Raw genomic sequence first — 22,656 nt, forward strand, 5'->3', positions numbered from 1 at the left:
CGGTGGTGGTCGGGTCAGCTGTCGATCGGTGGGATCACTCGACGAGGATCGTCCCCATCATGCCGAGGTCCTCGTGGTCGAGGATGTGGCAGTGGTACACGGTCCGCCCGCCGAAGTCGGCGAACCTGATCCGCACGGTCACGCTGCCCTCGGCGGGGACGTTCACCACGTCCAGCCACAGCGGGTCCTGGGGGCGGCGTCCGTCCACGTCCATGACCTGCATCGGCCACACGTGCAGGTGGAACGGGTGGTCCAGGGGACCGACGTTGCCGATCGTCCACTCCTCCACGGTGCCCAGCCGCACCTGCTGGTCGACGCGGTCGACGTCGAAGGACCGCCCGTCGATGGTGAAGTCCATCATCTTGCCGCCTCCACCGCCGCCCATCATCCCGCCCATGGACATCTCCATGGTCAGCTCCCGTCGCCGGTCGACGCGGGCCTCGCGCAGGTCCGCCAGCGGTCCGTCGGGACCAGGAGCCCCACCGGCGGTGCCGTCGCCGGAGCCACCGGCGCTCGACCCGCCTCCCCGCCCGACCTCCAGCCGCGCCAGGACCCGCTCGGCGTCCTCCGGGCCGACGTCGTCGCCCATCATCCCGCCCATCATCTGACCGCGGTCCACGGGCACGGCGACCAGCTCGCTCCCGCCCTCGGCCAGGTCGACCAGCAGGTCCAGCCGGTTGCCGGGGGCCAGCACCACCTGGTCCAGGTCGACCGGCCGGGCAAGGCGGCCCACGTCACGGCCAAGGACCTGCACGTCGGTGCCCTCACCCGCCAGACGCAGCGACAGGTAGCGCGAGGAGCAGGCGTTGACGACCCGCCAGCGCTCCCGCTCACCCGCCCGGCCGCGCAGCAGGGGCTCGACCTGGCCGTCGACCAGGACCAGCTCGCCCTCGCGGCCCATCATCCGCTCCGGCATCGAGGGAGCTTCGACGGACCCGTCCCCGGTCAGGGTGATGTCCGAGACGACCAGGACTCGCTCGCGGTCGAGGGCCGGAGGATCGTCCTCCTCCACGACGATGGCCCCGTAGAGCCCGGCGAACAGCTGGTCGGCCACGGTGCCGTGATGGTGCGGGTGGTACCAGTAGACGCCCGGCGGATGGTCCTCGGGCAGCCGGTACTCGTACTGGCGGCTCTCCCCGGGCCCGATCTCGAGGAAGACGTTGTCACCGTTCCCCTCGGGGGTGACGTGCAGCCCGTGCACGTGCAGGTTGGTGACGTGGTCCAGCTGATTCTCCAGCGCGATCCGCAGCAGGTCCCCGGGCCGCAGCCGCAGCGTCGGGCCCGGCACGCCCCCGTTGTAACCCATCGTCCTGGCCGACCGTCCGGCGACCTCGTGCGTGCCGAACCGGGCCTGGAGCTGCACCTCGAGCCGCCCGTCGCTGCTGCTGAGCACCTCGGGCTCAACGAGCTCGTCGTCCCCGCCTTCGTCGCCCCGACCCCCGAAGGCCCCGTCGGCGTCGGGGGCGGACAGCTCGCGCCACAAACCCGTCCCACCGACGAGCGTCCCCGCCAGTCCCACGCCACCCATCGTCAGCGCGGTGCGACGGCTGACCGGCCTCACGACCCGTCCTCGCCCCGGGCCAGCACGCCCCGCCGGTGCTCGTACTCCTGCGTGCTCAGCACCCCGGCCGAGTAACGCTCGTCCAGGACCTGCTGCGCCCGCGGCCAGCTGGAAGGAGCCCGCAGGTCCGCGCCGCCGGAACCGTCTGCCAGGCCACCGAGCAGCACCCGCACCACCGTGTACCCCAACAGCACCAGACCCACGACCAGCAGCATGAGCCAGATCCAGGTCACCGGGTCAGGCTCCGCCGTCGCCGAAGTGCTCCACAATGCATGTCAGGTCCTTTCACAGGTCCTCCAGCATCTGTTCCATCACATCGATCTCGGCCTCCTGGTCGGCCACCACCTGCTGCGCCAGCTCCTGAGCCTGCGGGTCCTGTCCCTCGGTCAGAGCCCCCTCGGCCATCAGGATGGCTCCACGGTGGTGCTCGATCATCAGCTCCAGGAACCGGCGGTCGAACTCCTGCCCGGAGTGCGACTCCAGCTCGGCCATCGCTTCCTGCTGGGTCATCCCCTCCATCTGCATCGTCGTGCCCATGTCTCCGTGGCCCATGTCGGCCATGTCGTCCTCGGGCATGGAAGGCTCACCCCATGCCTGCAGCCAGGTGTGCATAAGCTCGATCTCGGGGTCCTGAGCCGCCTCGATCTGCCCGGCCAGGTCCTGCACCTGAGGAGTGATGGCGCGTTCCTGGGCCAGCTGGGCCATCTCGACGGCGCCCTCGTGGTGCACGATCATCTGCTGGGCGAACTGGGTGTCCATCGAGTTGTGCGAGGTCTGCGCCGCCGTCGCTCCTGCCGGATCTTCTGCGGTGGTGCCCTCGAGATCCCTCGTCGGGCTCGAGGTCGTGGGGCTCGCCGGCGGTTCGGACACCGGCTCGGTGCTGGTGCTGCAGGCACCGAGCGCCAGGGTCAGCGCGAGGGCGGCGGTCAGGACTGGTCGCGGTGCTGAGAAGGTCACGAGGGTCCACCCTGCACCGCTCACCTGCCGAAGAGCATCAGGTTCGATGGAGATTCGATGGAGATCCCAGGGTCGGGACAAGCGCGAGGCGCGCCTCATCCTCCGTGCCTTGCCCGCGCCTCCGCGCATGCCGACGCCCCTCAGTGATGCTCCTCGTGGTCGGCCGGCTTCGTCACCGACGGCGAGGGGGCGGAGGGTGTCTGCTCCAATGATCCGATGTTGCCGATCCTTGGACCGATGACGAAAGCCGACAGCGCGAAGAGAGCAGTGAAGACCGCGACCCCGGTCGCGGGTGCCCAGCGGCTGTGGAACCTCAACCGCAGCCGTCGAAGGAGCGGGATGCTCAACAGCAGGCCAACGAGGAAGAGGACCCCGTTGCCGAACGCTCCGGTCAGGAGGGCGGCTCCGGCGACCAGACCGACGTGGTGCAGGAGGTGAGGCAGGATCCCCAGTGCGACACCGAAGCCCGCACGGATCGTGGCCCAGAGGTTGCGACGTCCGCCATGGGGTTGCACCGACAGGGAGGCCGCTGGTGCTGACATGGCACCAGTGTGCGGGACACACACGGTGTCGGTATGGCGCTTCTGTGGCGTTTGCCTGGAGAATCCGGCCATTCGAGCGTCCGGGGTGCCGGGCCTGCACCGCCCCGGGTGAGGGCGGTGCAGGGTGCGCGGGCAGGGTCAGGGCATCATCGGGTGCGTGTGGGGCTCCCAGCCCGACTTGCCCTGGTGCATACCTGGATTGTGCGAGCCGTCGAACCCCATGTCGCCCTTGGCGTGCATCTGCACGTGCTGGCCGAATGCGGAATTGTCGCCGTCCGCCTGGGCGGGTCCGGCGAGGAGCAGCCCGGGGACGGCCAGTGCGGAGACAGCCATGAGCTTGACGAGCTTGTGCATCGGTTCCCTTTCCATGAATGGGTGGCAGACGATCCGCCGCCACCACCCGATCGTGACATCCCCGGCGGTGTTAGGTGGGCCGTGGACAGGTTTCTCCATCAAACCTTCGTGATCGGGTTCAAGGACGCTTTCCGCGTCCCCGTCCGGCCCCGCCCAGGGTGATGGTCGACGCGCCGCGGGAAGCTCCGGTCGCCGTCCGGCCGCTGCACGAGGAGCTACGGTCAGCCACGAATGCAGCCGACTGCCTATCTCGGACTTCCCACTCGTCTGGCAGCCGTAGGCGGTGCCGGCGCCGGTAGCGGTGCTGTGACTTTGTGGAGGTCGGTTGGAGGCACCTGCGGACCGCACATCAATTCTCCATGGGATCGCCGCAGATCCGCTGCCTCGGCACGTGAGGCTGGTCCGTGTCCAGCCTGAGGCGCAGAGAGGAACACGCGTGACGACCACCAGTACATCCCGACCCGTGCAGATCGAGGTCGTGGACAGCCCTGGATGCCACTCGTGCGACGAGACGCACCGCGTGCTGGCCGCGCTCGAGGAGGACGGGTACCTCATCGAGGTCAGGTCCTTCGACGCGCGCACCCCGCAGGGGCAGGACCTCATGCAGGAGCACCGGGCCGGGCTCACCCCGCTGGTGCTCGTCGACGGGGCCTTCTTCAGCCAGGGCGGGGTCTCGCGCCGCGAGCTGATCACCCTGCTGGAGAGCTGAGATGGGCGAGCTGCTCACCACCGGCTCGGTGCTGGCCGCGTTCCTGGCAGGAGGGGTGGCCCTGTTCGCCCCCTGCTGCATCGTGTTCCTGGCCCCCAGCTACCTCGCCGCGGCCGTCAAGAACCGGCGGTGGCGGCTGCTGCCCCTCACCTTCCTGTTCGCAGCCGGCCTGGGCCTGGTCATGGTGCCGATCACCCTGGGCATCGGCCTGGTCGCCTCCGCGGTCGCGAACTACCACACCCCGCTGTATTACGCCGGCGGCGCGCTCATGCTGGCACTCGCCGCAATCAGCATCTCCGGGCGCATGCTCACCCTCCCCGCATCACTGCGCGCCCCCGACACCCGAAGTGGCGACGGGCTCAGCTTCTTCAGCCTCGGCGTGTTCTCCGGCATCGCCAGCAGCTGCTGCGCCCCCGTCCTGGCCGGGGTCATGACCCTCTCGGCTCTCTCCGGATCCGCCGTCGGAGGTTTCGCCCTCGGTCTTGCCTACACCTTCGGGATGGTCTCCCCCCTGTTCGTCATGGCCCTGTTCTGGGACCGCTTCCGCCTGGGGGAGCGACGCTTCCTACAGGCACGCCCCGTCCGGCTGCAGCTCGGCGGCCGGGTCCTGTTCACCAACTCGATCAACATCGTGGTGGCGGCCACCTTCACCGCGATGGGCGTCTTCGTGATCTACCTCGCCGGCACCGGGACGATGACCAGCGGCCCGCAGTTCCAGGTCGAGATCGGCCAGGGTCTCGCCGGTCTGTTCGACCGCTTCGAGCAGTGGGTCTCCCCGCTGCCGGAGCCCCTGCTGGGCATGGGCGTGATGGTGCTGGCGGCCGTCTTCGTCGTCGCCACCCTGCGAGACCGCCGCCGCCCCCAGGGTCCCCCCGGTCCCGACGACCACACCACCGGATTCGGCGCCGCCGCCGACACCTGCCACCACGCGCCGGCGCTGCGTACCGGTGCCGTCCCCGACGACGCAGAGCACCGCTGAGGAGAAGACATGTCCACCCGAGCAGCCCGCGAGTCCCGTCTCGCCAGGATCGAGGCGCAGGAGCAAGAGGCCGAGAAGCGCCGACGACGCCGCAGGTTCACCGTCGTCAGCGTCGCGCTCCTGGCACTGGTCACCGTGGTCTCGGCCATGCTGCTGACCTCACGCCCAGCCTCCGACGCCCAGACCCGCCCGGCGCCCACCTTCGCCCTGACCGACACCGACGGCCAGGTGGTCAGCCTGGAGCAGTTCCGCGGGAGCAACGTTCTCCTCTACTTCAACGAGGGGGCAGGTTGCCAGTCCTGCCTGGTTCAGATGGCCGAGATCGAGAAGGACGAGGACCTGTTCGCGGACCTGGACCTCACCGTCCTGCCCATCGTCATGAACACCCGCGACCAGATCACCCGCGACATGCAGCGCAACGGGGTGCGCACACCGTTCCTCCTCGACGACGGCACCGTGTCCGACGCCTACGGCACCCTGGGCAAGGGCATGCACGCCGGCCTGCCCGGCCACAGCTTCGTCCTCATCGACCGTGACGGCCAGCAGCGCTGGTACGGGGAGTACCCCTCCATGTGGCTGTCACCGACCGACCTGCTCGTGCAGGTCCAGGAGCACCTGCCCGCCTGACCCAGGGAATGGCTGTGCAAAGTCCATCGTGGCCACCATTTGGCCAACACAGCATGGCCCCCTCCGACACTGGTTGCGCCAAAAGCCGCCGATTACGCCGATCTAAGCGTGGCCTGGGACGCTAGCACTCTCGTCCACGTCATGGATTTGAGGTCCTGACGGCCGGCGGAGGCGCTGGGTTTGCGCCAAGACGGTACGCAACCTGGTCGGCTGCAGGGGCCAGTGTGACCGGGCCACCGACGGGAAGCGCAGGGCATCGGCTCCTGGTCGAGGGTGGCTCTTGATCCTGCTGGCCCGAAAGCGGGCACGCCGTGCGCTGTGACAGTCACCATGGCGACGGGCGTCAGTAGCAGTCTCAACTGTCACACTGCTGGCACACTCGGAGCGTTTCGCCTATATTCACAGGTCAGGCGACTGCGGGTTATACTCCCGTCACTCACCCCGAGGTCCTCGACGAGGACACGCAAGGACCCCCGAGCCCTCCGGCCCGGGGGTCCTTCTCGTGGTGCGCGCTCCGTCGTCGTCAGGCCTTGGGGTCGCGTCCCCGTCCCGGGAGGCCGGACTTCTTGCCCGAGTCCCGCAGCCCCCGGGCGGCCTTCATCCGCAGCTCGCGGGCCTCCCGCACCAGCTTGGCCGACTTCTCCGCCTTCTTCTCGGTGCCCTTGCTGTCACGCGGGGGCAGCAGGATCGTCTCCTCCGCGGCCATCCCGGCGGCCAGCTCCCGGCCGCGCTCCAGCTCGGAGTCCAGCTCGGCGCCGAGGACCAGGACGTTGTTGATGATGAAGATCAGCAGCAGCAGGACGATGACACCACCGATGGCGCCGTAGGTCTCGTTGTAGCTGCCGAAGTTGGCCACGTAGAAGCCGAAGCCGGCCGCCGCCAGGATCGACACGACCACGGCCAGACCCGCACCCGGGCTGAGCCAGCGGAACTTGGGCTGCTTGATGTTGGGGGTGCCCCAGTAGAGCAGCGCCACGATGACGACGAGGATGAGCAGGATCACCGGCCACTTGGCGATGTTCCACACCGTGGTGGCGGTCCCGGAGAGACCGATCGCCCCGAACACCAGCTCCGAGACGGTCCCGGAGAGGGTCACCGACAGCACGATGGTGATGAGCAGCAGGAGGATCACCACGGTCAGCCCCACGAGCCAGGGACGCAGCTTCCAGACCGGCCGGCCCTCCTCGACCTCGTAGACGTTGTTCATCATCCGGCTGAACGCGTTGACGTAGTTGGACGCCGACCAGAGGGCACCGAGCAGACCGACGACCAGCAGGATCCCGGCGCCACCGGCCTCCCCCATGCTGTTGAGGTAGCTCACGACCGTGTCGACCGTGCCGGCCTGCAGCCCCAGCTCGGCACCCAGGTCCTCGATGGCGGTCTGGGTCGCCTCGCTCTGACCGAGGAAGCCCAGCGCCGTGGACAGGGCCAGCAGCATCGGCGCCAGCGACATGATCGCAAAATAGGTCAGCGCGGCGGCCAGGTCCGGCCCGCCGTCCTCGCCGAACTCGGCGAAGACGCGTTTGGCCACCGCCTTCCAGTCCGGCTTGTCCAGCTCGGTGGGGCTGTCGGGTCCCTGCTCGCCGGCCTGCTCGAACTCCCCCTCCTGTTGGTCGCGCTCGATCGTCTTCCGGTGCTGCGTCTCACTCACGCGCCCAGTGTGGCACGCGGGTCCGACCCCGGCAGGTCGGTCCGCCCCGCCCTCGGGTATGCCGAAGGGCCAGGTCCGGTGCGGACCTGGCCCTTCTCGCGGTGCGCCCACAGGGACTCGAACCCCGAACCCGCTGATTAAGAGTCAGCTGCTCTGCCAATTGAGCTATAGGCGCGACAGCCGACGACTTTAGCACCGGGGGCAGCCCCTGCTCAAAACGGCCGAGGGCGCACCCGCACCCGCGCGCGGAACGGCATACGCAAGGATGGGCGCATGCGCGCCCTGGTCAAGCCCCGTCCCGGTCCCGGTCTGGAGCTGGTGGAGGTGCCCGAGCCCTCCCCCGGGCTGGGCGAGGTGAAGATCCGGGTGCTGCGGGCCGGGTTGTGCGGCACCGACCTGCACATCGAGAGCTGGGACGAGTGGGCGGCCTCGATGCTGCGCCCGCCCCTGGTCGTGGGGCACGAGTTCTACGGTGAGGTCGTCGAGGTCGGCGAGGGGGTGCCGGCGGACGAGCGGTACGGGCTGCGGCCCGGTCAGCGGGTCTCGGTGGAGGGGCACGTGGTGTGCGGGCACTGCCGCAACTGCCGGGCGGGGCGGCGGCACATGTGCGTCAACACCTCCAACCTAGGGGTCAACCGGGACGGGTGCTTCGCCGACTTCGTCGTGGTGCCGCACTCCAACGTGTGGGTGCAGCCGGACCTCATCGACCCCGACCTGGGTGCGGTGTTCGACCCGCTGGGCAACGCGGTGCACACGGCCCTGTCCTTCCCGCTGGAGGGTGAGGACGTGCTCATCACCGGGGCCGGCCCGATCGGGGTGATGGCCGCGGCGGTCGTGCGGCACGCCGGAGCCCGGCACGTGGTCGTCACCGACGTCTCCGCCCCCCGGCTGGAGCTGGCCGCCGCGGCGGGCGCGGACCTGGTCCTGGACGTGTCGCGGGAACGGATCGCCGAGGCCCAGGAGCGGCTGGGGATGACCGAGGGCTTCGACGTGGTGCTGGAGATGTCCGGCAACCCGCAGGCGATGGCCGAGCTGATCGACAACTGCACCCACGGGGCCCGGGTGGCGATGCTGGGCCTGCCCTCGGAGCCCTACGCGATCGACTGGGGCAAGGTGATCACGCACATGATCACGCTCAAGGGCATCTACGGCCGGGAGATGTACGAGACCTGGTACAAGATGACCGCCATGCTGCAGACCTCGCAGGTGCTGCGGGACCGGGTCCGCTCGGTCATCACCCACCGTTTTCCGGCCGAGCAGTGGCAGGACGCCTTCGACGCGGCCCGCTCCGGCGAGGTCGGCAAGGTCATTCTGGACTGGAGCTGAAGGAGAACCCATGTACGCCGTCAAGGACCAGCTGCGCGCCGAGCTCGAAGCGATCGAGGCCGACGGGCTCACCAAGCACGAGCGGCTGATCACCACGCCGCAGTCCGCCCACATCGGCACGACCCAGGGCGAGGCGCTGAACTTCTGCGCCAACAACTACCTGGGCCTGGCCGACCACCCGCAGATCGTGGACGCGGCCCGGGCCGCCCTGGACGACTGGGGCTTCGGGATGGCCTCGGTGCGCTTCATCTGCGGCACCCAGACCCAGCACCGCGAGCTGGAGAGCGAGATCGCCGACTTCCTCGGCACGCAGGACTCGATCCTGTTCCCCTCCTGCTTCGACGCCAACGGCGGCATCTTCGAGGTGCTGCTCGGGGCCGAGGACGCGGTGATCTCCGACGAGCTCAACCACGCCTCGATCATCGACGGGGTGCGGTTGTGCAAGGCCAGCCGCTACCGCTACAAGAACCGGGACATGGACGACCTGCGCGCCCAGCTGCAGGCCGCCACCGACCAGGGAGCCCGACGGACCCTGGTCGTCACCGACGGCGCGTTCTCGATGGACGGCTACCTCGCGCCGCTGCCGCAGATCTGCGACCTGGCCGAGGAGTTCGGCGCCCTGGTCATGGTCGACGACTCCCACGCCACCGGCTTCATCGGCGCCGGCGGCCGCGGCACGCCCGAGCACTTCGACGTCATGGACCGCGTCGACGTCGTCACCGGAACCCTGGGCAAGGCGCTCGGCGGTGGTTCCGGCGGCTTCGTCGCGGCCCCCACCGAGATCGTGGAGCTGCTCAAGCAGCGCGCCCGGCCCTACCTGTTCTCCAACGCGGTCGCCCCCTCGGTCGTCGCCGGCTCACTGGCCGCGCTGCGGCTGGCCCGCGACTCCGACGAGCCGCGCAGGGACCTGCGCCGCAACGCCGAGCTCTTCCGCACGCTCATGAGCGAGGAGGGCTTCGAGCTGCTGCCCGGAGAGCACCCCATCGTCCCGGTCATGTTCCCCGGCGAGGACGGCGCCCGCCGCGCCAGCCAGGTGGCCGACGCCATGCTCGCCGAGGGCGTCTACGTCATCGCCTTCTCCTACCCCGTCGTCCCCCGGGGCAGGGCCCGCATCCGGGTCCAGCTCTCCGCCGCCCACTCCGAGGAGGACGTGCGCGCCTGCGTGGCCGCGTTCGTCTCGGCGCGAGAGAAGGTCGGCTGACCTCAGGCCCCGCAGCCACCCGCCCCGCAGGCGCAGCCGCCGAGGGCCCCGTTCCCACCGCCCCCGCAGCCGTCGGTGTCGACGGCGGCCGAGGCCGCCCGCAGCTCCTGGTCCGTCAGTGGCCGGGCACCCAGCCACTCCCCCAGCCGGGCGAACACCTCGACCAGCCGGCGCACGTGCCACTGGTGCTCGTCCAGCTCGTGCCGGTGCACCTGGGCCCGGGTGAACCGGTCGGCCAGCCAGGCGGCGTGGCCGGCGGGGCTCACGGCGGAGTCGGTGCCCCACCACACGTCGACGGGGCCGCGCACCTCGGCGGGGTCGACGCCCCACGGCTCCTGCGCCTGGGCCAGGTCCAGCACAACCCCCTCGGCACCGGCGTAGGCACCCAGTCCCAGCTCGAGCTGGTCGCGCAGGAAGACCGGGTCCTGCAGCGCCAGCGAGTGCAGCATCCGTTGCTGCTCGTCCATGTCGCGCAGCCACTCGTGCTGCTCCATCGCCGGGCTGCCCGCGTCCGCGGCGACCGGGGCCTGCGGCCACACCAGGGTCAGGGCGCCCACCCTCTGCGGGTGCAGCGCCGCCAGCGCCACGGCGGCGGGGGTGGCGCCGCCGGCGGCGAGCAGACCGACCGGCCCGTCCACACCGGCGTGCGCCAGCACGTCGAGCACGTCCTGGGCCAGCTCCCTGGCCGGGCGGGCCTCGCCGCCGGGCGTGTCGCCATACCCCGGCCTGTCGAGGGTGAGCACCCGCAGTCCCAGCGCGTGCAGGGCGTCCCGGGCCGGGGTCGCGCTGAAGCGGGAACCGGGGGTGCCGTGCAGCGCCACGACGGGGATGCCGTCCGGCGCGCCCTGCACGCGGTAGGCGATCCCGCTCGCGGTGGTCGGCGTGCTGTCCGTGCTGGTGGTCACGGGACCCAGTGTCTCAGAGCCAGCCGGACCGCTTGAAGGACCGGCGCAGCAGCAGCACGGCCGTGGCCATGAGCACCACGGCCAGGGGGTACCCGAGCACCCAGTGCAGCTCGGGCATGTGGTCGAAGTTCATGCCGTAGATCCCGGCGATGAGGGTGGGGACGGCGATCATCGCGGCCCACGCCGAGATCTGGCGCATGTCGGCGTTCTGCTGCACCCCGATCTGGGACAGGTGCGCCGAGAGCACGTCGGACAGGAGCGCGTCGTAGCTGTCGATGCTGGCGAGGGTGGTGTCGAGGTGGTCGGCCACGTCCCGGAAGTGCAGCTGAAGCTCGGAGGAGCGCACGGGCCCGTCCGGCTCGCTCAGCATCGCGAGGGGGACCCGCAGCGGCAGCGCGGCGCGCCGGAACTCCAGCACCTCGCGCTTGAGGCGGTAGATCGTGCTGGAGTGCGTGCGGTTGCCCCCGCCGAAGACGTCGCGCTCGATCTCCTCCAGGTCCTGGCTGACCTCCACGTCGATCTCGCGGTAGGTGTCGACCACCTTGTCGAGCAGGGCGTGGAGGACGGCCAGGGGCCCCTCCCGCAGCAGCTGCTGCTCGTGCCGCTCGAGCCGGGCTCGCACGCTGTGCAGCGGGGCAGCGTCCCCGTGGCGCAGCGTGACGACGAAGTGGTCGCCGATGACGGCCATGACCTCGCCGGTCTCGATGTCGGAGGTGGCCTCGACGTAGCGCAGGGTCTTCACGACCGCGAAGACGGTGCCGTCGTAGCTCTCCACCTTCGCGCGCTGGTCGCCATGGAGCACGTCCTCCACCGCCAGCGGGTGGAGCTGCAGCTCCTGCCGGACCACGTCGAACTCCTCGGCGGTGGGGTCCTTCAGACCCACCCAGAGGAAGTCGGTGTCGGGCCGGTGCTCCTGGCGCAGGGCCGCCAGCTCCTCGCTGAGATCACCGCAGGGGTGCCGGTCCCCCGACCGGTAGACCGCCTGGTCGACGATCACCGCACGCCCCCGCCGACGGCAGGCCGGCCCACCCGATGCTCAGCCCTTGTTGAAGGTGCGGCGCAGCACGCCCAGGAGCAGTGCGCTGCCCGAGACGCCGCCGAGGGTGATCGCGAGGCGGTCGTAGCGGGGGGTGCCGTCGGCCTGGAAGGCCGCGTCGTTCGCCCTGCCCTTGAGGGAGGCGACCGCGTTGGCCTTGAGGGTCTGAGGATTCACCCGGTAGGTGAGCTCGTCGACGGTGCGGGACATCCGGCTGCGGGTCGCCGCGATGTCGGCCTCGATCTCCTTGGGGGAGCGCGCGGACTTCTTGTCGGCCATGTGCGTCGTCCTCATCCTGGTGTGGGTGGGCATGCTGATCACCTGAGACGATAACTCAGAACCCCTGTTCCCGAATCTCGGAGGTGCACGTCATGACCCGTCTCGACGCCGGCCGGCCGGCTCCCGCCTGGACCCTCCCCACCGCCGACGGCGGACAGCTGAGCCTCTCCGACCTCGCCGGTCGCAAGGTGGTGCTCTACGTCTACCCCGCGGCGATGACCCCGGGGTGCACCACCCAGGCGTGCGACTTCCGGGACAACCTCGGCGTGTTCGAGAAGGCCGGGTACGCCGTCGTCGGGATCTCGCCGGACTCCCCCGACAAGCTTGCGCGGTTCGCCGAGCAGGAGGGGCTGACCTTCCCGCTCGTCGCCGACGAGTCCAAGGAGGTGCTCACCGCCTACGGTGCCTACGGGGAGAAGCAGAACTACGGCCGCACCGTCATGGGTGTCATCCGCTCCACGTTCGTGATCGACGAGGAGGGCCGGATCGAGCTGGCCCGCTACAACGTCAAGGCCAAGGGGCACGTCGCCATGCTGGCCAGGCAGCTGGGGGTCGAGCTGGGCTGACCCCCCCGCGCACCGGCCCCGGCCCCTGGCCGGGGCCCCACCGTTAGGCTGTCCCCGCGCGCTCGTGGTGGAACTGGTAGACACGCAGGATTTAGGTTCCTGTGCTCCGGCGTGCGGGTTCGAGTCCCGCCGGGCGCACCGACGCGAGAGGGGTGCGGCGAAGCTCAGCCGGGCAGCCGGACCGTGCCGGAGACGGTCGTGACCGTGTCGCCACCGACCCAGACCTGCCCGTCGCGCCGCTCGACGTGCACCCGGCCGTCACGGTGGCGCCGCACTCCCTGACCGGCCACGTAGCGGTCCGGCAGCCGGCCCGAGCCGACGAGCCACTGGGCCAGCCCCGCGTTGAGGCTCCCGGTCACGGGGTCCTCCCCGAAGTCCGTGCCGTCGCCGTAGAAGGCCCGGACCTCCACGTCCTTCCCGGCCGTGCCGGGGTCCGCCCACCGCCCGACCAGCCCGACCTTGAGCAGGCCGGCGAGCGCCGGGACCGGCTCGACCGCGAGCACCTCCTCCGCCGACGCCAGCTCGAGGCCGATCCAGCCCGGGCCGTTGTCGATCCACGCCATCCCACGCACCCGGGCGGGGTCGAGGTCCAGTGCGGCCAGGATCTCCCGGGCCCGGGCGGGCTCGACGTCCCCAGCCCTGATCAGGGGCGGGGCGGCGAACGCCAGCCGCTCCCCCCGACGGACCGTCACCAGACCGAGGCCGCACTCCTGCACGACCACGTCCGGTCGGCCTGGGGTGCCACCGGCCTCGAGCCACGCGTGCGCGCTGCCGAGCGTGGGATGCCCGGCGAAGGGCAGCTCGCCCCCGGTCGTGAAGATGCGCACGCGGTAGTCGGCCGCCGGGTCCGTCGGCGGCAGCAGGAAGGTGGTCTCGGACAGGTTGGTCCACCGGGCGAACTGCGCCAGGGTCTCCTCGTCCAGCCCGTCTGCGTCGTGCACGACGGCCAACGGGTTGCCCCGCAGCCCGTGGGCACTGAAGACGTCGACCTGGCTGAACCGGCGCTGGCCGGCCCCGGTCCGCGGACCCGTCACCACCGGGCTCCCTCCCGGTCCGTGTCCGCTCCGGCGCCGGGCGGGTCGACGACGGTCAGGCCGTGCCTGGCCACGCCGGGCGTGCGCACCTTCCATCCCCGGCCCCACGAGCGCGCCTCGGCCACGACCACGTCGACCAGGTCGGTCGTGGTCAGGCACAGCACCGTCGGTCCCGCACCGGAGACGACGGCGGCGTGCCCCTGCGAGCGCAGCGTGTCGACGGCCGCCATCGTCACCGGGTAGACGTCCCGTCGCTGCTCCTGGTGCAGCCAGTCCTGCGTCGCGTCGAGGAGCACCGACGGGTCAGCGGTCAGCGCGTGCACGAGCAGCGCGGCCCGCCCGGCCTGCCGCACGGCGTCCGGGCGAGGGACCTGGGGCCCCAGCACCGCGCGGGCCGTGGCGGTGTCCACCCGGGTGTCCCGGGGGACGAGCACGACGGGCACCAGGTCCGGGTGGGGCACCGGTCGCGCGGTCCGCACGACCGCGGCGCTCGGCATCCACGAGACCGTCAATCCCCCGTAGACCGAGGCCGAGGAGTTGTCCGGGTGCCCCTCGGCGATCCCGGCGTGCGTGTTCACCAGCGCCAGGTCGGCCTCGGTGAGCTCACCGCCCCTGGCCAGCGCGAACCCCAGCCCCAGGCCGCCCACGATGGCCGTGGCCGACGACCCCAGGCCGGCGGACATGGGGATCCGGTTGCGGCAGGTCAGCCGCAGCCCGTACCCCTCCAGCCACCCGTGCCCGCTGGTCTCCACGGCCTCCCGCAGGTGGCGGGCGACCAGGTGACGCCCGTCGGCGGGCAGGTCCTGGGCACCCTCCCCCTCGAGCACCACCTCCAGGCCCGCGCCCGCGGGCAGCACCTGCACGGCATACCCGTCGCGGATCCCCAGCCCCAGACCGACGGCGTCGAACCCGGGACCGAGGTTGGCGGTGCTCGCGGGGACCGAGACGCGCACCGTCGACCCCGGGGTCAGCGCGCCCATCACTCCAGCTCGAGCGCGCGGGCGGCGCTCACCACGTCGACCGGAACCCGCACCGGGTCGACGTCGGAACCGTCGGCCCCCTTGAGGGCCCACTGCGGGTCCTTCAGCCCGTGGCCGGTCACCGTGCACACGACGGTGGACCCGGCCGGCACGAGCCCGGCCGCGTGCGCCTTGAGCAGCCCGGCGACGGACGCCGCCGAGGCGGGCTCCACGAAGATCCCCTCCCGCGCGGACAGCAGGCGGTGCGCGGCGAGGATCTCCTCGTCGGTGACGCTGTCGATGAGCCCTCCGGACTCGTCCCGCGCCGCCTCGGCCTGCGCCCAGGACGCGGGGTTGCCGATCCGGATCGCGGTGGCGATGGTCTCGGGGTGGTCGACCGGGTGGCCCAGCACGATCGGGGCGGACCCGGCGGCCTGGAAACCGAACATCCGCGGCCTCCGGGTGGCCGGCGCGGTGCCGTCAGCACCAGGGGCGGTGGGGTCGGCGTACTCGGTGTAGCCCCGCCAGTAGGCGGTGATGTTGCCGGCGTTGCCGACGGGCAGGCAGTGGATCTCGGGGGCGTCCCCCAGGGCGTCGACGACCTCGAAGGCGGCGGTCTTCTGCCCCTCGATCCGGGCGGGGTTGACGCTGTTGACCAGCTCGACCGGGTAGGCCTCGGCGAGCTTGCGGGCCACGGTCAGGCAGTCGTCGAAGTTGCCGTCGACCTGGATCAGGGTGGCGCCGTGCGCGATCGCCTGGGAGAGCTTGCCCATCGCGATCTTGCCCTCGGGGACCAGCACGCCGCAGGTCATCCCGGCCTTGGTCGCGTAGGCCGCCGCACTGGCGGAGGTGTTGCCGGTCGAGGCGCAGATGACCGCCCTGGCCCCCTGGCGTGCGGCGTCGCTGATCGCCGCGGTCATGCCCCGGTCCTTGAAGGAGCCCGTGGGGTTGAGCCCCTCGTACTTCACGTGCACCTGCGCTCCCACCAGCTCGGAGAGGTGCTCGGCGGGGATGAGCGGGGTGCCGCCCTCGCGCAGGGTGACGACGGTCTCGGTGACCGTCGCGGGGAGTCGGTCGGCGTACTCGGCGATCACGCCGCGCCACTGGTGCGCCATGGGCTGTCCTCGAGGGTCCTGGGGAGGGGGCAGCACAAGGGTATGCCGTGCGCGGGCGTGGTCCGGACGAGGGCCGGGCGGGCCCATGCGCCCGTCCGGCCCCTCCCGGCTCGCGTGCTCGGTCCCTCAGTCGCACCACCCGTCCTGACGGTCCTCCGGGATCGTGGGCGGCACCCCGGCGGGCACGTCGTAGAAGGTCGCGTACAGCACGATGTCGGTGCTGCCCGCGTTCCACGCCGTGTGCACGATGTTGCCGGGGTCCACGAACGCCTCGTCGGCGTCGTAGAGCCGTTCGACGCAGTCGGTGCTCTGCTGGTACGTCAGCTGCCCCTGCGCGACGGAGACGACGACCGGTCCCGGGTGGGTGTGCCACGGGAAGGCTGCCCCCGGGGCCAGGTCGACCCGGGCCACGATGATGTCCCCCGGGTCCTTGAGGTTGAGCACCTCGGTGGGCCCTCCGTCCAGCGAGCGCTTGATCCTGACGTCGATGTCGTCGGGGAAGTCCGCCCGCCCCGCCAGGACCGTGACCTCCGGCCCCGTGCTGACGGCCGAGGCCCCCGGGTCGTCGGCCGACGCCCCGGCGGCGCCCAGGGAGGCCAGACCCGCGGAGGCGGCCAGGGCCACGGCGGCGACGCCGGCGGTGCGCCGACGACCGGTCTGCTGGGTGGTCTGCATGGTCGATCCTTCCTTCGTGCTGCTCCGGCCCGGTCCCGGGCCGTCCGGGCTCCTGCCCCTGCGGCAGGAGCTGCCCCGTCACCGGGACGTCTCCCCCGTCGCCGGGGGGATGTTCTGGTTGACCCGGAAGACGTTCTCCGGGTCGTAGCGCGCCTTGACACGCGCGAGGCGGTCGTAGTTGCTGCGGTAGGCGGCCCGGACCCGGTCATCCCCCTCCTCCATGAGGAAGTTGACGTAGGCACCGCCGGCCGCCGAGGGGCGCAGCGCCTCCCAGTAGTCCCGGCTCCACCGGGTGATCAGCTCCCGGTTGGCGGGGTCGGGGTCGATCCCCACGATCACGCCGGCCCAGCCGCCGGAGCGGTGGGGAAAGGCGGTGGCGTCCTCGGCCACCCTCGTGACGGCACCGTCGACGGGGTAGAGGTGCATGGTCGACAGGGCGGTGGGGGGACGGCTGCCGTGCTGCCGGTGCGTCTCGACCGCCTCGTCCGTGATCCGGTCGTAGAAGTCGGCCTTCCAGTACCACTGGTAGCCCGGCGGGTAGAGGCCGTCGAAGGCGCTCTGCAGCTGGCTGAACGGCATCTCGTGCAGGCCGACGAGGAGCGGCTCCCCGAAGGTGGCCAGCTCGTCGAGCACCTCCTGGCCCCGGTCGTGCGCCCCCGTCCAGCACCAGACGATGCCGCAGACGGGACGGTCCCAGAGCCCCTCGGGGAACGGTGGTCCCGGGGGGACCCGCAGCATCCCCAGCCAGCCGCTGATCTCCTCGGGAAGGGCGGGGAGCACCTCGCGGTACCACCGCATCACCGCGCCGGCGTCCGCCGAGTCGTAGAGCACCGGGCCGCCGAGGATCACGCCGTCCTCCCCCACGGGGTGGGACCGGAAGCGGAAGCTGGTGACCACACCGAAGTTGCCGCCACCGCCGCGCAGCGCCCAGAACAGGTCGGGGTGCTCCTCCTCGGAGGTGGTGACCAGCGACCCGTCGGCCAGCACGACCTGGGCCTGGAGGAGGTTGTCGACCGTCAGACCGTAGCGGCGGGAGAGATAGCCGATGCCGCCCCCGAGCGTCAGGCCGCCGACCCCCGTGGTGCTCACCAGCCCCGACGGAACGGCCCGACCGGCCGGAACGGTCACGTGGTCCACGTCGCCCCAGGTGGCACCGCCCTGCACGAGGACGGTGCCGTCAGTCCGGTCCAGGTGGACGCCACGCAGGCCGGACAGGTCGACGACGAGCGCGTCGTCCCAGACGCCCAGCCCGCCCGCGTTGTGCCCGCCCCCACGGACGGCGACCGGAAGCGCGTGCTCCCGGGCGAAGAGGACCGCCCGGCCGACGTCGACCTCGTCGACGCACCGGGCGATCACCGCGGGGTGACGGTCGATCATGCCGTTGTGCACGGCCCGGGCAGCGTCGTACTCCGCGTCCGCGGGGAGGACCACCGTGCCGCGCAGCAGCGGGGCGAGGGTGTGCAGCGGAACGGCGGTCTGGGTCGCGGTCATGGTGTCCTCCCGGACGGGTCGGGGGCCGACCGGGTCGGTCGGACGTGCCCACGTGCGACGCTAGGGAGGGCAGCGTTCGCCCAGCGTTCGTCCGACGTCCCTCAGTCGCCGGGCAGTGCTGACAGCGACCGTCGGCAGCGCTCGACGAGCAGGGAGCTCTCCTGATCGAGCGCCTGGTCGAGGGCGGTCTCGAGGTGGGGGCGGCGCTCCCCCTCCGGCCGGAGCAGCGCGCGCCGCCGCTCGATCTCCGGCAACCACCACAGGTCCTCCTGGGCCCGGGCGGTCGCGGCGGCCGCGTCGAGCACGGCACGCGCCTCCGGGGGGTCCTCGAGCGCGTCGGCCAGCAGGCACAGGAAGTAGCTCGACCGGGCACCCGCTCCCGTGGCCCGCAGCTCGCTGATGGCCCGGCGGACCTGGACGGCTCCGTCCGGGCCGCCCTCCAGCCAGCCGTGCAGCGCCTCCCCCCAGCTGCCGTAGTAGCCCAGCTCGTACCGCGCGCACTGGTGCGCGAGCTCGTCCACCAACGACCCGAGTCCGTCGCGGTCGCCCAGGAGGTGGGCGGTGACGGCCGCGTAGGCGAGCGCCAGCGCCCGGTCGTAGGGGTGGGTCCCTGCCCGCTCGAGCGCCTCCCCGCTCAGTGACCCAGCGCTCGCGGAATCGGCGATCAGGGCGTGGGCGTGCGCGGCCCAGGCACGGGCGTGCACCTCGGGCCGGGAGCCGATCGCCAGCCGGAGGGCGGACATGTCGACCGCGATCGCCCCCTCCAGCTCGGCCAGACCCTCCCGCGGGCGCCCCATCTGCAGCAGGGTCGCGCCGACCGCGAACCGCCCCACGGCCGCCCGGGCCCGGTCGCCGGTGCGCAGCGCGGCGGTCTGCGCCGCCCGTGCCGCCGCCAGGGCCGCCCTGTTGGCCCCGCCGACGTACTCGGTGCCCCACAGGCTGGTCAGCACGTCGGCCAGCGCCGGGTCGTCGTGCAGGCGCTCTGCCAGTTCTTGCGCGCGCTCCAGGGTGGAGCGCAACGAGGGCGCGGTCCAGCCGTCGCGGGCGTTGAGCACCGCGGCCAGGTCGTGCAGGCACTCCAGCTCCTCGGCGTCGCGCGCCGGGCCGGGGGGCAGGGACCGCAGCTGGGCCACGGCGGCCCGGAGCAGCTCGATGCACCGGTCGGCGGCGAACACGCGCTGGGCCCCACGGGCAGCCGACCGCAGGTGGCCGACCGCCCGTTCGGGCAGGCCCGCCCGGGAGAACTGCTCACCCAGCAGGGCCGAGACGTCGTCCAGGTGCGCGCCGTGCAGCTCCTCGAGCGCTTCGCCCACGCGCAGGTGCAGCAGCGCGCGCAGGGCGGGCGGCTGCAGCTCGTAGGCGGCATCCCGCACCAGGTCGTGGACGAAGTCGTACCCCCCGCTGCGCTCGGCCAGCACGGCCGCCCGGCACAGCTCGTCGACGGCCCGCACCGTGGCCGTGTCCTCCAGGCCGCCGGCCAGACGCAGCAGCGCCAGCGGGGCCGACCGGCCCACGGCTGCCGCGACACCGGCGAGCTGCTGAGCTGCTTCACTGAGTGAGGTGAGGCGCGAGGCGAGCACTCCGCTCAGACCCCCGGGCGGCAGGTGTGTCGAGGGGTGTGCGCCGATCCGCTCGTGCCGGGCCACGAGCCGGGCCACCTCGGTCAGGTGCAGGGGGAAACCGCCGGTGGCGGAGTGCAGGTCCGAGCAGCGTCCGTCGTCCCACCCCGGGTCACCGTGGCGGCGCAGCAGGACGGCTCCGTCGCCCAGGGACAGGGGCCCGGTCCGGACGCTGCTGACGGGAGCCTGCAGGCCCGTCACCCACCGGCTCAGGTCGGTCCGCTCTTCGAGGGCGCTCGAGCGTGCCGTGACCACGAGGAGGAGCGGCGCCTCCGCCTCCCAACGGGCGAGCGCGGAGACCAGGTCCAGGGTGTCGTGATCGACCCACTGGACGTCCTCCAGGACCAGCATCCCGGGAGCGATCGTCGCGACCTGGTGCGCGAGGTCGCGGACAAACATGAGCCGACCCCAGGCACGGGCCTGATCCCTTTCCTCGGAGTCCTCCCGGACCCCGAACCCGTCCCCACCCAGCCAGTCGAGGACCGGGGCGAGCGCGACGGCGCCGGCCATCTCGTGGCCGCCCCCGACCGCCGTGCGCAGGCCGCGGTCGTGAGCCCACCCGAGCAGCTCCTCCACCATCCGGCTCTTCCCCGACCCGGCCTCACCGTGGACGACGGCAACTCTGAGCCCACCGGCCAGGGCGGCGTCCAGCTCGGCGCTGAGCACCGCCAGCTCCTGCCGCCGCCCCACCATGGGGTCCGGATCCTCCCAACTCTCCGCACATGCCGTCCCGGAGGTGCGGCCCTGCATCGCGCGACGGTCCGGTCGGCGGTCGGCAGCACCGCTTCCGCCGGCGGCCTCGTCCTGGTCGAGCAGCTCCTCCAGCAGAGCCCTGGTGGGCGGTGCCGGATCCACCCCCAGCTCCTCCCGCAGCACCCGGACGCACCGGTGGTACGCCTCCAGCGCCCCGGGCAGGTCGCCGCGGCGGCGCAGCAGGTCGATCAGCGCGAGATGGCCGCGCTCCTCGAGCGGACGCAGCCCCACGCGCCGTCGCGCCGCGTCCAGCGCCGGCGCCTGCAGGGGCGAGGAAGGGGACGACACGGCTCCCGCCGCGACCAAGGCGTCACACGCGTCGACGAACTCCCGTTCCACCTGCTCCCGCAGGTCGACCGCCCACGACTGGTCCACCCCAGGCAGCAGCTCCCCCCGGTAGAGGGACAGCAGCGCGCGGCCGTGCGCGGCAAGAGCCTCCTCCGAGGTGCTGGAGTCGTCCCCCGCGAGCACCAGCACCCGGCGGGTCCGACGCAGCTCGACCAGGTCCACCGGGCATCCCGGGCTGTCGTGCCAGGTGAGGTGGGTCGAGCCCACCTCCAGGCAAGCGTTCTCAGCCAGGTGGCGACGCAGGTGGTGCAGCTCGCGACGCAGATTGGTCAGTGCCTGGGCGCTCGGGGTGTCCGGCCACAGGGCGGCCGCCACCGCCGCCCTGTGCTGCGGGATCTCGGCGTGCGCCGCCAGGTAGGCGATGAGCGAGACGGCCCGCAGCGAGGTCACCGGGTCACCGTCCTCGGGGACGACGGCCCGCTCCCCCAGGAGCAGGACACGCATACCACCCCACCCTGCCACGCCGCGGCCGAACCCGACAGACCCCCGCTGCGGCGGCCGGGCTATGCCAGGAGGGTCTCGACGTCCTGAGCCAGGGCCCGGAAGGCCTCGCCCCGGTGACTGACGGCGTTCTTCTCCTGCGCCGAGTGCTCGGCGAGCGTGCGACCGTCGGGGCGCACCAGCAGAGGATCGTAGCCGAAACCGTTGTCCCCCACCGGCTCCCGGCCCAGGACACCGCGGCAGTGACCCTCCCTCACCACGTGGTGACCGCTCGTGCCCGAGCGCTCCCCGGGGAGCACCAACGCGGCGGCGCACACGAACCCCGCCGCCCGGTGCTCGTCGGGCACGTCGGCCAGCTGCGCGAGCAGGAGCTGGTTGTTGGCCTCGTCGACCGGGATGCCGGCAGAGCGGGCCAGCGGCCCGGCCCAGCGCGCGGAGAACACGCCAGGGGACCCGCCCAGGACGTCCACGGCCAGCCCGGAGTCGTCGGCGAGCGCCGGGAGCCCGGTGGCGGAGGCGGCATACCGGGCCTTCAGCAGGGCGTTCTCCGCGAACGTGACCCCCGACTCGACGACGTCGGCCAGCCCCTCGAAGGCGTCCAGCCCGACCAGTTCCAGGCCGGTCCGGTCCAGGGCGTCGCGCAGGATCTCGCGCAGCTCGACGACCTTGTGCCCGTTGCGGGTCGCCAGGACGAGGCGACGCTCCGGACCGCTCACCAGGTCGGAGGGCCCTGGTCGACGTCGGCCCCGGCCTCGTGGGAGTCCGACCCGCCCATGTCGTCGGCCCCGAACGCCGCCTGCTGCCGGGCCGTCAGCTCGGCGCAGCCCTCGGCGGCGACGTCCAGCAGCGCGTCGAGCAGCTCGCGGTCGAAGGGGACCCCCTCAGCGGTGCCCTGGACCTCGACGTAGCGGCCGTCGCCGGTCATCACGACGTTCATGTCGGTGTCTGCGGTCGCGTCCTCCTCGTAGTCCAGGTCCAGGACGGGTTCACCGTCCACCACGCCGACGCTGACCGCGCAGATGGACCCCACGACCGGCTCGGCCGTGGCCTTGATGAGGCCCTGGCTGCGGGCCGACTCGACGGCGTCCACGAGCGCCACGAAGGCACCCGTGATGGCCGCGGTGCGGGTCCCGCCGTCGGCCTGCAGGACGTCGCAGTCGATCTGGATCGTGTTCTCACCCAGGGCGCCGAGGTCGACCACCGCGCGCAGGGAGCGCCCGATCAACCTGCTGATCTCGTGCGTGCGGCCCCCGATCCGGCCCTTGACCGACTCACGGTCGGAGCGGGTGTGCGTGGCCCGCGGCAGCATGGCGTACTCCGCCGTGGTCCAGCCCTTGCCGCTGCCCTTGCGCCAGCGCGGGACGCCCTGGGTGAACGACGCGGCGCACAGCACGCGGGTCTTTCCGAACTCCACGAGCACGCTGCCCTCGGCGTGGTCGAGCCAGTTGCGGGTGATCCTGATCTCCCGCAGCTCGTCGGGGGCGCGGCCGTCGTGGCGGGTTCCGGTGGTCATGGAGCCAGCGTAGGC

23 protein-coding genes and 2 tRNA genes are annotated in these 22,656 nt (G+C 72.2%); 7 read left to right on the forward strand and 18 right to left on the reverse strand.

Annotated elements, in window-relative coordinates:
- Positions 1-34 precede the first annotated feature (34 nt).
- From ACWHYA_RS01110 to ACWHYA_RS01130, 5 genes are all read right to left on the reverse strand, one after another.
- The gene (locus ACWHYA_RS01110) at positions 35-1,561 is read right to left on the reverse strand and encodes a multicopper oxidase family protein (RefSeq protein WP_134772571.1); all 1,527 of its coding nucleotides are present in this window, start codon (positions 1,559-1,561) and stop codon (positions 35-37) included.
- Positions 1,558-1,794, reverse strand: coding sequence for a hypothetical protein (locus ACWHYA_RS01115; protein ID WP_425939673.1), 237 nt, complete (start codon positions 1,792-1,794; stop codon positions 1,558-1,560). Before ACWHYA_RS01115 ends, ACWHYA_RS01110 begins: the two co-directional genes overlap by 4 nt.
- 52 nt (positions 1,795-1,846) lie before the next feature.
- A complete protein-coding gene (locus ACWHYA_RS01120; RefSeq protein ID WP_134772570.1) occupies positions 1,847-2,518 on the reverse strand; it encodes a DUF305 domain-containing protein in 672 nt (223 codons plus the stop codon).
- 140 nt (positions 2,519-2,658) lie between these two features.
- Positions 2,659-3,060: a hypothetical protein gene (locus ACWHYA_RS01125; RefSeq protein WP_238695340.1), complete on the reverse strand. Its 402-nt coding sequence runs from the start codon at positions 3,058-3,060 to the stop codon at positions 2,659-2,661.
- Between the two features lie 138 nt (positions 3,061-3,198).
- Positions 3,199-3,414 (reverse strand): hypothetical protein, encoded by a 216-nt coding sequence (locus ACWHYA_RS01130; protein ID WP_134772568.1) that lies wholly within the window; start codon positions 3,412-3,414, stop codon positions 3,199-3,201.
- A 436-nt stretch (positions 3,415-3,850) separates the two neighbouring features.
- On the opposite strand from ACWHYA_RS01130, the gene ACWHYA_RS01135 reads away from it, so the two are divergent.
- Genes ACWHYA_RS01135 through ACWHYA_RS01145 form a run of 3 tightly spaced genes read left to right on the forward strand, consistent with a single transcriptional unit; the run spans position 3,851 to position 5,729 of the window.
- Positions 3,851-4,123 carry a thioredoxin family protein gene (locus tag ACWHYA_RS01135; protein ID WP_158288593.1) on the forward strand — a complete coding sequence of 91 codons (273 nt, stop codon included), beginning with the start codon at positions 3,851-3,853 and terminating at the stop codon, positions 4,121-4,123.
- Position 4,124: 1 nt separating this feature from the next.
- Entirely contained in the window at positions 4,125-5,102 is a 978-nt protein-coding gene (locus ACWHYA_RS01140; RefSeq protein WP_425939668.1) for a cytochrome c biogenesis CcdA family protein, read from the forward strand.
- A 9-nt stretch (positions 5,103-5,111) separates the two neighbouring features.
- Positions 5,112-5,729 (forward strand): peroxiredoxin family protein, encoded by a 618-nt coding sequence (locus ACWHYA_RS01145; protein WP_425939666.1) that lies wholly within the window; start codon positions 5,112-5,114, stop codon positions 5,727-5,729.
- Positions 5,730-6,252: 523 nt separating this feature from the next.
- Here the strand turns inward: ACWHYA_RS01145 and ACWHYA_RS01150 are convergent.
- The gene (locus tag ACWHYA_RS01150; RefSeq protein WP_425939664.1) at positions 6,253-7,380 is read right to left on the reverse strand and encodes a YihY/virulence factor BrkB family protein; all 1,128 of its coding nucleotides are present in this window, start codon (positions 7,378-7,380) and stop codon (positions 6,253-6,255) included.
- Positions 7,381-7,482: 102 nt separating this feature from the next.
- A tRNA-Lys gene (locus ACWHYA_RS01155) sits at positions 7,483-7,555 on the reverse strand.
- 98 nt (positions 7,556-7,653) lie between these two features.
- Here ACWHYA_RS01155 and tdh point away from each other — a divergent pair.
- Entirely contained in the window at positions 7,654-8,706 is a 1,053-nt protein-coding gene (gene tdh / locus ACWHYA_RS01160) for an L-threonine 3-dehydrogenase (protein ID WP_425939662.1), read from the forward strand.
- Between the two features lie 10 nt (positions 8,707-8,716).
- The gene (locus ACWHYA_RS01165; RefSeq protein WP_425939660.1) at positions 8,717-9,907 is read left to right on the forward strand and encodes a glycine C-acetyltransferase; all 1,191 of its coding nucleotides are present in this window, start codon (positions 8,717-8,719) and stop codon (positions 9,905-9,907) included.
- Between the two features lie 2 nt (positions 9,908-9,909).
- Here ACWHYA_RS01165 and ACWHYA_RS01170 read toward each other — a convergent pair whose 3' ends face one another.
- The 3 genes from ACWHYA_RS01170 to ACWHYA_RS01180 are packed head-to-tail and all read right to left on the reverse strand — an operon-like array spanning position 9,910 to position 12,160.
- A complete protein-coding gene (locus ACWHYA_RS01170; RefSeq protein ID WP_425939658.1) occupies positions 9,910-10,812 on the reverse strand; it encodes an alpha/beta fold hydrolase in 903 nt (300 codons plus the stop codon).
- Positions 10,813-10,825: 13 nt separating this feature from the next.
- A complete protein-coding gene (gene corA / locus ACWHYA_RS01175; protein ID WP_425939656.1) occupies positions 10,826-11,809 on the reverse strand; it encodes a magnesium/cobalt transporter CorA in 984 nt (327 codons plus the stop codon).
- A gap of 39 nt (positions 11,810-11,848) precedes the next feature.
- A complete protein-coding gene (locus ACWHYA_RS01180; protein ID WP_448095490.1) occupies positions 11,849-12,160 on the reverse strand; it encodes a DUF3618 domain-containing protein in 312 nt (103 codons plus the stop codon).
- A gap of 59 nt (positions 12,161-12,219) precedes the next feature.
- On the opposite strand from ACWHYA_RS01180, the gene bcp reads away from it, so the two are divergent.
- Both bcp and ACWHYA_RS01190 read left to right on the forward strand, forming a co-directional pair.
- Positions 12,220-12,693 (forward strand): thioredoxin-dependent thiol peroxidase, encoded by a 474-nt coding sequence (gene bcp, locus ACWHYA_RS01185; RefSeq protein ID WP_425939652.1) that lies wholly within the window; start codon positions 12,220-12,222, stop codon positions 12,691-12,693.
- Positions 12,694-12,751: 58 nt separating this feature from the next.
- Positions 12,752-12,831, forward strand: a tRNA-Leu gene (locus ACWHYA_RS01190).
- 26 nt (positions 12,832-12,857) lie between these two features.
- Here the strand turns inward: ACWHYA_RS01190 and ACWHYA_RS01195 are convergent.
- The 8 genes from ACWHYA_RS01195 to rph form a co-directional block, all read right to left on the reverse strand.
- On the reverse strand, positions 12,858-13,727 hold the full coding sequence (locus ACWHYA_RS01195; RefSeq protein ID WP_425939651.1) for a PhzF family phenazine biosynthesis protein: 870 nt from the start codon (positions 13,725-13,727) through the stop codon (positions 12,858-12,860).
- Positions 13,724-14,707 (reverse strand): homoserine kinase, encoded by a 984-nt coding sequence (locus ACWHYA_RS01200; RefSeq protein ID WP_425939649.1) that lies wholly within the window; start codon positions 14,705-14,707, stop codon positions 13,724-13,726. The genes ACWHYA_RS01195 and ACWHYA_RS01200 overlap by 4 nt, the downstream gene beginning before the upstream one ends.
- Positions 14,707-15,801: a threonine synthase gene (thrC, locus tag ACWHYA_RS01205; protein WP_425939647.1), complete on the reverse strand. Its 1,095-nt coding sequence runs from the start codon at positions 15,799-15,801 to the stop codon at positions 14,707-14,709. Before thrC ends, ACWHYA_RS01200 begins: the two co-directional genes overlap by 1 nt.
- A gap of 126 nt (positions 15,802-15,927) precedes the next feature.
- A complete protein-coding gene (locus ACWHYA_RS01210) occupies positions 15,928-16,476 on the reverse strand; it encodes a cupin domain-containing protein (RefSeq protein WP_425939645.1) in 549 nt (182 codons plus the stop codon).
- Positions 16,477-16,554: 78 nt separating this feature from the next.
- Positions 16,555-17,967 carry an FAD-binding oxidoreductase gene (locus ACWHYA_RS01215; RefSeq protein ID WP_425939643.1) on the reverse strand — a complete coding sequence of 471 codons (1,413 nt, stop codon included), beginning with the start codon at positions 17,965-17,967 and terminating at the stop codon, positions 16,555-16,557.
- A 101-nt stretch (positions 17,968-18,068) separates the two neighbouring features.
- On the reverse strand, positions 18,069-21,131 hold the full coding sequence (locus ACWHYA_RS01220) for an ATP-binding protein (protein WP_425939641.1): 3,063 nt from the start codon (positions 21,129-21,131) through the stop codon (positions 18,069-18,071).
- 59 nt (positions 21,132-21,190) lie between these two features.
- Positions 21,191-21,847 (reverse strand): RdgB/HAM1 family non-canonical purine NTP pyrophosphatase, encoded by a 657-nt coding sequence (gene rdgB, locus ACWHYA_RS01225; RefSeq protein WP_425940029.1) that lies wholly within the window; start codon positions 21,845-21,847, stop codon positions 21,191-21,193.
- Entirely contained in the window at positions 21,841-22,641 is an 801-nt protein-coding gene (rph, locus tag ACWHYA_RS01230; RefSeq protein WP_425939640.1) for a ribonuclease PH, read from the reverse strand. Before rph ends, rdgB begins: the two co-directional genes overlap by 7 nt.
- Positions 22,642-22,656: the final 15 nt, after the last annotated feature.

This window comes from Ornithinimicrobium carbonis (assembly GCF_977012275.1).